Source organism: Streptomyces lacaronensis (genome assembly GCF_047337785.1).
Taxonomy (GTDB): Bacteria; Actinomycetota; Actinomycetes; order Streptomycetales; family Streptomycetaceae; genus Streptomyces; species Streptomyces lycopersici.
Genome location: NZ_JBLHDK010000003.1, coordinates 11936285 through 11943607 on the forward strand (window position 1 = coordinate 11936285; position 7323 = coordinate 11943607).

Annotated in this window: 6 protein-coding genes; 4 read left to right on the plus strand and 2 right to left on the minus strand. The window is 73.4% G+C overall.

Annotated elements, in window-relative coordinates:
- Nucleotides 1-1260 carry a cytochrome P450 family protein gene (locus tag ACMTAK_RS51115; RefSeq protein WP_413812531.1) on the plus strand — a complete coding sequence of 420 codons (1260 nt, stop codon included), beginning with the start codon at nt 1-3 and terminating at the stop codon, nt 1258-1260.
- A gap of 90 nt (nt 1261-1350) precedes the next feature.
- Here the strand turns inward: ACMTAK_RS51115 and ACMTAK_RS51120 are convergent, their stop codons facing one another.
- Nucleotides 1351-2316, minus strand: a complete 966-nt coding sequence (locus ACMTAK_RS51120; protein WP_413812532.1) for a hypothetical protein — start codon at nt 2314-2316, stop codon at nt 1351-1353.
- Nucleotides 2317-2419: 103 nt separating this feature from the next.
- Here ACMTAK_RS51120 and ACMTAK_RS51125 point away from each other — a divergent pair, with 103 nt between their 5' ends.
- The 3 genes from ACMTAK_RS51125 to ACMTAK_RS51135 all read left to right on the plus strand — a co-directional run bounded on the left by ACMTAK_RS51125 (nt 2420) and on the right by ACMTAK_RS51135 (nt 5944).
- The gene (locus ACMTAK_RS51125; RefSeq protein ID WP_413812533.1) at nt 2420-3655 is read left to right on the plus strand and encodes a cytochrome P450; all 1236 of its coding nucleotides are present in this window, start codon (nt 2420-2422) and stop codon (nt 3653-3655) included.
- 44 nt (nt 3656-3699) lie between these two features.
- Entirely contained in the window at nt 3700-4650 is a 951-nt protein-coding gene (locus ACMTAK_RS51130; protein WP_413812534.1) for a TauD/TfdA family dioxygenase, read from the plus strand.
- Nucleotides 4651-4810: 160 nt separating this feature from the next.
- A complete protein-coding gene (locus tag ACMTAK_RS51135) occupies nt 4811-5944 on the plus strand; it encodes a hypothetical protein (protein WP_413812535.1) in 1134 nt (377 codons plus the stop codon).
- Nucleotides 5945-6018: 74 nt separating this feature from the next.
- On the opposite strand, the gene ACMTAK_RS51140 is transcribed toward ACMTAK_RS51135, so the two are convergent.
- A complete protein-coding gene (locus ACMTAK_RS51140; RefSeq protein WP_413812536.1) occupies nt 6019-7239 on the minus strand; it encodes a metallophosphoesterase in 1221 nt (406 codons plus the stop codon).
- Nucleotides 7240-7323: the final 84 nt, after the last annotated feature.

Sequence of the window (7323 nt, forward strand, 5' to 3'; positions counted from 1 at the left end):
ATGCGACAAGCGACCGACGCGCGCCAGGATCCGGCGGGCCCGTCCGGCGACGGCGTCCCCGTCTTCCAGCTGATGGACCCCGAGCTGGTGCGCGACCAGTACGGCTTCTTCGCCCGGCTGCGGGAGAAGTCGCACGTCTGGTGGGCGGAGCTGCCGGACGGTTCGCGGTGGCTGGTGCCCACCCGCTACGAGGACATCCGGCTGGCCCACCTGGACCCGGTGCTGCGGCAGAAGCCGGACCCGGAGGACGACCCGGTCTCCGACGAGGAGGGCGGCATCTGGCGGATCTACAACGAGCACCCGGTGGTGACCGACCCGCCCAAGCACACACGGCTGCGCAAGCTGCTCAGCGGCGCGTTCACCGGGCGGCAGACCGAGCGGATGCGGCCGCGGGTTGAAGAGACCGCCGCCGAGCTGCTGGACCGCCTGGCCGAGGAGGGCGCTGACGGCAGCCCCGTTGACCTGATGGAGCGCTATGCCTGGCAGCTGCCGCTGGTCCTGATCTGCGAACTGCTGGGCGTCCCCGAGGACCGTCGCCAGGTCTTCCACGACTGGTCGCGGAACGCCCGCGACTTCAGCGGCGGTGATACCCACGAGGGCCGGGAGGAGATCGCCTACCGGATCATCGACGTCATCAAGGAGCTCATCGCCGAGCGGCGCGCCCACCCCACCGAGGACCTGCTGGGCCAGATGGTGCAGGCCCGGGACGCCGACGAGGGCAGGCTCAGCGAGATCGAGCTGATCTCGACCGCGTTCATCGTGCTGCTCGCCGGGTTCGAGACCAGCGTGGGCCTCATCGGCAACGGCGTGCACGCGTTGCTGCGCAACCCCGAGCAGCGCGCGCTGGTGGAGCGGGACCCGTCGCTGATGCCGGGCGCGGTCGAGGAGTTCCTGCGGTTCGACCCGTCGCTGTTCCTCACCAACGTCAGGATCTCCGGCGCCCCGACCACCGTCGCCGGGGTCACCATCCGCAAGGGCCAGCCGGTGCTGCTGTCCCTGGGCGCCGCGAACCGGGACCCCGGGCAGTTCCCGGATCCCGACCGGGTGGACGTCACCCGCCAGGCCGGCGGCCACCTGACGTTCGGCTACGGCATCCACCACTGTCTGGGCGCCCCGCTCGCCCGGATGGAGGGGGCGATCGCCATCGGGCGGCTGCTGGAGCGCTTCCCGCGGCTGCGGCTGGCCGGTGACGGGGACGTGCCGTTCATCCCCAATCCCATCTCCCGCACCCCGCTGACGCTGTCCGTGCTGCTCACCTGACACCCCGTGGGGTGGGTCCCGCTCCGGGATCCACCCCACGGGCCCCGCGAGCGTCTCCGGCCCGGCCCTTGCCCCGCCGGGCCGGAGACCTCACGACCGCGCACAGGCCGGGCAGTCCGCGGTGGTGCGGTGGTACTCCCAGGCCGCGCCCGCCAGCGCGACGCCCCACAACACCCAGGAGGAATAGAACATGAGCGGAACCCACGGGCGCAGCCCGATCTCCTCGACCGGCGGCGTGGCCGGGTCGTTGACATACCGCACACCCGCCACCAGCGCCGCCGGGGCCACCTCGGCCAGCACCGCGAGGCCGAAACAGCTCGGCACCAGCACCAGCGGCCGTGGCACCCGCGAACCCCCGGCCACCGGGACCCAGCGCGGGAACACCCGGCCCCACGGCCGGACCAGCGCCAGTGACAGGAGCGATCCGGCGAGGGCGGGCACGACCGGCAGCCAGCCGCCCGGGACGGCGTGGATCACCTCGGGCCGGGTGATACCGATGTCGCTGCCGCACTCCCAGGCCAGCTTCACCACCGGGTACGGCAGGGACAGCGCGCACGCCGCGTAGCCACTCCACACCAGGGCCCGCGACGCGGCCGCCCGCGGCCGCCGCCCGCACCGCGGACAGGCCAGTGCTCCCTCCCGCGCCTGCCACCGGGCGGCCGAGAGCGTCAGCGCGGCCGAGCCGAGGGCGAGACAGCGGGCCGCCACCCGGCCCGGGACCACTTCGGCGGCGTCCGGGTCCGTCGTTCCGGCCGTACGGCGCAGGGCCACGGCCAGCGCGTCGAACAGGAGGTGACTCCCACCTTGAACCAGCCCCGCGGCCGCGCCGCGCGCCGCCAGCTGAGCGGCCCCCCGCGTCCGGTGCCGGGCCGCGGGTACGGCCGTGAGCGCCGCCAGCGCCAGGCCACCCGCGGCGGAGGCGCCCTTGAGCAACCGCTCGCCGGGGAACGGCCCCCGCTCACGGCGGCGGGCGTGGGCGGTCGCGGCGAACGTGGCCGCGCACCCCGCGACCGCCCACGCCGCGCGGGCCCGCCCCCGTCGTTGTGTTGACGCCATGTCAGCTCTCCCGTCCATCCGCTCGCCGCTGCCGAGCACACAGTACGAACGCGCCCGCGCGAAATGGCAGTCGGCTTCCAAGAATCGAGAATCGGCAGACCCCATGTCCCAGACCACCGACCCGCTGCTCATCACCGCACCACCCGACCTGGCTGACCCCCGCCGCTACACCGAGGACGGCATCGAGGAGGTATGGCGGCGGCTGCGCACCGTCCACCCCGTCTTCCTCACCCGGCGGCCCCACGCCGCCGACTACTGGTCCGTCCTCGGCCACGATCCGGCGGCCCAGGTGCTCAAGGACGCCGCCACCTTCTCGTCCACTGGCGGCATGCGCCTGGACGCCGACCCGGCGTCCAACGAGGCCGCGGCCGGGAAGATGCTCATCGTCACCGACCCGCCCCGGCACGGCGGCATCCGCCGCGTCATCAACTCCGCGTTCACCCCGCGGATGGTGGGACGGCTCACCGACACCATCCGGCAGACCGCGGTCGAGGTCATCGAGACCGCGCTCGACCAGGGCGACGTCGACTTCGCGCAGGTCGCGGCGCGCCTCCCGGTCTCGGTCATCTCCGACATGCTCGGCGTGGAGCGAGCCGACTGGGACTTCATGCTCAAGCTCACCATGATCGCCTTCGGGGCGGATGAGGAAGCCGGCACCGACCCCCAGCGGATCGCCGAGGCGCACACGGAACTCCTCGTCTACTACGACAACCTGCTGGCCCGGCGGCGGCGCGATCCGCAGGAGGACATCGTCAGCGCCCTCGCCCACGGCACCGTCGACGGTGCGCCCCTGACGGATGAGGACGTCCTGCTCAACTGCAACGGGCTCATCTCCGGTGGCAACGAGACCACCCGCCACGCCACCATCGGCGGGCTGCTGGCATTCCTCCGGGCGCCCGACCAGTGGGCCCGGCTCCGCGCCGAGCCCGAGCTGCTGCCGTCGGCCGTCCAGGAGATCCTGCGCTTCACCAGCCCCGCACTGCATGTGCTGCGCACCGCGCGGCGCGAGGTGGACCTCGGCGGCCACCGGATCCGGCCCGGCGACCAGGTGGCGGTGTGGCTGCCCGCGGCCAACCGTGACGGGGCGGTGTTCGCCGATCCCGACCGCTTCGACATCGCTCGTACCCCCAACCGCCACCTCACCTTCGCCACCGGCACCCACTTCTGCCTCGGCTCCGCGCTCGCCACCAGCGAACTGACCATCTTCTTCGAGGAGTTGCTGGCCCGGGTGGACCAGGTCGCGCAGCGCGGCGCGGCGCGGCGCATGCGGTCCAACCTGATCTGGGGCTTCACCTCGCTGCCCGTCACCCTCACCCGCCGCACGACCTCGTCGCGCTGACCAGCGCCGGCGTCGGGTCAGCCCTGAGGACATCTAGGAGAGACATGATCACTGTGAACCTGTCCGCCGCGGACCGCCGGGAGACGGGCGCGCTGGCGGCCGAACTGGCCGCCACCGCGCCCGGCCTCATCGACGATCCGCGCTGGGTGGCAGAGGCCCGGAGAATGTCCTGCCGTCTTCCGGCGCGGCTGCGGGAGGCCACCCGCCTCTTTCGCCACGACCCCGGGCGGGACGGCGTTCTGATCGTGCGCGATCTGCCGGTGGACGAAGCGAAGTTGCCCCTGACTCCCACCGTGCCCGAGTCGGTGGAGCGCACCGCCACCGTGCCCGCCGCCGTCGCCGTGATGGTCACCCTGCAGATCGGCGAGATAGCGGCGTACCGGGACGAGAAGTCCGGTGCGCTCGTCCAGAACGTGGTGCCCGTGCCCGGCCGCGAGGAGTCGCAGAGCAATGCCGGCTCCACCCCGCTGGAGCTGCACGTGGAGAACGCGTTCCATCCGCACTGCCCCGACTACGTCGGCCTGCTCTGTCTGCGCAACGACCAGCCCCTGAACGCCGGCACGATGGTGTCGTCGATCCGTACCGCCCTGGGGCTGCTGAGCCCCGGGACGCTGCGCGTCCTGCGGGAGGAGCGCTTCACCACCACCCCGCCGCCGTCCTTCAGCGGCGGCGGCCCCGACCCCGCGCACGCGGTGCTCAGGGGGGACCCGGACGATCCCGATGTGAAGGTGGACTTCCACGCGACGACCACCGACGACGACGAGGCGAAGGTGGCGATGGAGGCCCTGCGGGGCGCGTTCCTCCAGGCCGCGCGGACGCTGGTCCTTCGGCCGGGGGAGATGGCCGTCGTGGACAACCGCATCGCCATTCACGGGCGCACCGCGTACCAGCCCAAGTACGACGGCTACGACCGGTGGCTGCACCGCACCTTCATCCATCTGGACCACCGCCGTACCCGGGCCCACCGGGCCGGCAACGGAAACGTCCTGTTCTGATCCGCCCGGCCCCGCGGGACGGGCGGGGAGGGGCGGGGTGTCATCCGCGAGGCGCATCCGTCCTCCCCCGCGCGGCGGAGGCGGTGCGCCCCAGGACGGATGCGCCCCCCGACCCTACGGGACAGGCTTGATTGTCGGCACCGCGAAACCGGAGGTCACGGTGACTGTTTCCGCGCAAACCCCGGCCCGCCCCGGCCCCGGGCTGCCGTCCCCGGAGCCCGGGTGGCGGACATGGCCGCGGCGGTGGCCCCGGTGGGCGCCCCACGCCACCGCGGCGTGGGGCGTGGGGTACGCCGCCGTCCAGGTGGTCTGGGCCGTCGCGGGCACCACCGTGCCCTGGTCGCCGCATGTGGCCTACGCACCCGGCGTCCAACTCGCGCTGGCCGCCCTCGCCCTGCTGGCTGCCGGCGGCTGCCTGGCCACCTCCCGGCCACTCGCGCGGCGCGGCCGGGTGGCGGTGGCGGCGGTGCTGGCCGTGGCGATCCCCGTCTTCGGGATGGGCATGGCGAGCCTGCCCGCGTACGTCGTCACCTTGGCGTCGTTATCGGGCGTGGAGAGCGCGACCGGCTTCGCCCATGTCCTGCTGAACACCGTGGGCCTGGCCCTGCTGCTGCTGGTCGGCGTCTCCCACCGGCGGCGGCTGCGGGGCCGGTGTCCGCGGTGCGGGGCCGGGCACACCGGCGACGGCAGCGGGCCGCTGGTCCACCCGCCCGCCTCCGTGGCGTCCCGGCGGACCCGGGTCCAGGTGTACCTGCTGATGAGCGGCCTTCTGCCGTGGGCGGTCGTCAAGACTGTCTGGACGCTCGGCGGCGACGCGCTGAGCGTCACGGCGGAGAAGTGGCGCGCGGAGAACGAGGGCGGCTCGGGCGTGGCCAAGGCACTCGCCTCGGTGGGCATCGACGTCACCGTCCTGGCCGCGCTGGCCGGGATCTTCCTGCTGCTGGGGCTGATGTACCCCTGGGGCCAGGTGTTCCCACGCTGGACGCTCCTCCTCACCGGGCGGCGGGTGCCCCGGCTCCTGCCACTCCTCCCGGCGTGGCTGTCGGCCATCGGCCTGTCGGTGTACGGCGTCGTCCTCGTGATCTACGCCCCGCTCAGCGCCGCAGGTGTGCTGCCTCGGATCAAACCGGACGGAGCGTTCACCTCCAGCGCGGGAATCACCTGGATGGTGCTCTTCGGCGGGCTGGCCTTCGGCGGCCTGGGCTTCGGACTGATCGCCGCGGCCCGCTCGTACGCCGCCCGCACCCGTCCGGTCTGCGCGATCGCCGCCACGGACGCGGTGCCGGGGAACTGATGGGGTACGCCCAGGGCGCCTGACGGGCATCCGCCCTCGTCAGGCGCCAAGCGGATGTGTCGGCCCGTCGAGTGCTATCCCGAGGTGGGCAGGTGCGGGGAGCGGAGCACGAGGAGGGTGATCTCGCTGGGGGCGAAGACGCGGAACGGCGGGCCCCAGAAGCCGGTGCCGCGGCTGGTGTAGAGGAGGGTGCGGGGGCCGTGGTGGCTGAGGCCGGCGAGGGCGGGCTGGTCGATGCGGACGAGGTGGTGGAAGGGCCAGATCTGGCCGCCGTGGGTGTGGCCGGAGAGTTGGAGGTCGATGCCGGCGGCTGCCGCCCGGTCGACGAACTTGGGCTGGTGTGCCAGGAGCAGGACGGGTAGGTCGGGGTCGGCGCCGTTCAGGGCTCCGGCGAGGTGGGCGCGGTGGCCTGCCAGGCCGGAGGACTCGGCGGTGACGTCGTCCACGCCGGCGACCACGAGGGTGTCGCCTCCGCGTTCGAGCAGCAGATGGCGGTTGCGCAGCGGCTCCCAGCCCAGCTCGTCCATCAGGTCGACCCAGCCCTGGGCCTCGCTGTAGTACTCGTGGTTGCCGGTGACGTATACCCGGGCCCGGGTGGCCCGCACGGTACCGAGTGGGGCGGCCTGGGCGCGGCGGCGTTCGGCCGTGCCGTCCGCGATGTCGCCGGTGTGGCAGACCAGGTCGGCTTCCAGAGTGTTCACCGTCTCGCATACCCGCGTCGACCAGCGAGCGCGATCGAGTGGGCCGTAGTGGGTGTCGGTGATGAGGGCGACGCGGATGCCGTCCAACCCGGCACCCAACCGGGGGAGTTGGACGTCGAGTCTGCGCACGCGTGGCACGCGGCGGGCCTCGGCGTACCCCCAGCCGAGCAGTACGGCGGTTGTGCCGAGGACGGCCCAGGCGACGATTCGGGCCCGGTCCTGGCTCTCGCCGACGCCGGCCACGGTCAGGACGAGCCGCAGGAGGACGCCGAGCAGAACGGACCAGGTGAACAGAGTCCAGATGGTGCCCAGCAGGGTGTCGCCGATGATCGCCGCCCGGTCCTGCTGGCGCGGGCCGTGGCCGCGCACCATCGCGAGCGGCATACCGATGAGGCCGAGGGTGAACAGGGCGGTGCCGGCCAGCGTGACGGGCAGCGGCCAGTGCTGGCCGGTGTGCAGGAGCACCCAGCAGGGCACGGCCCACAGCAGGACGGGGGCGATCAGGGGGAGGTAGCGCATCAGGCGGCGCGGTGGGCCCTGCCGCGGCGCTTGCGCCTCACCCTCGGCGGGCCGGGTGTTGCTGGTGTCGGTCACGCTTCCCCTCCCTGACCAGGCTGCCCTCTCGCGCACTGTATCCGGTCGCCTTGGGCCGGCCGGACCGGTTCGGCCCTCGCTGAA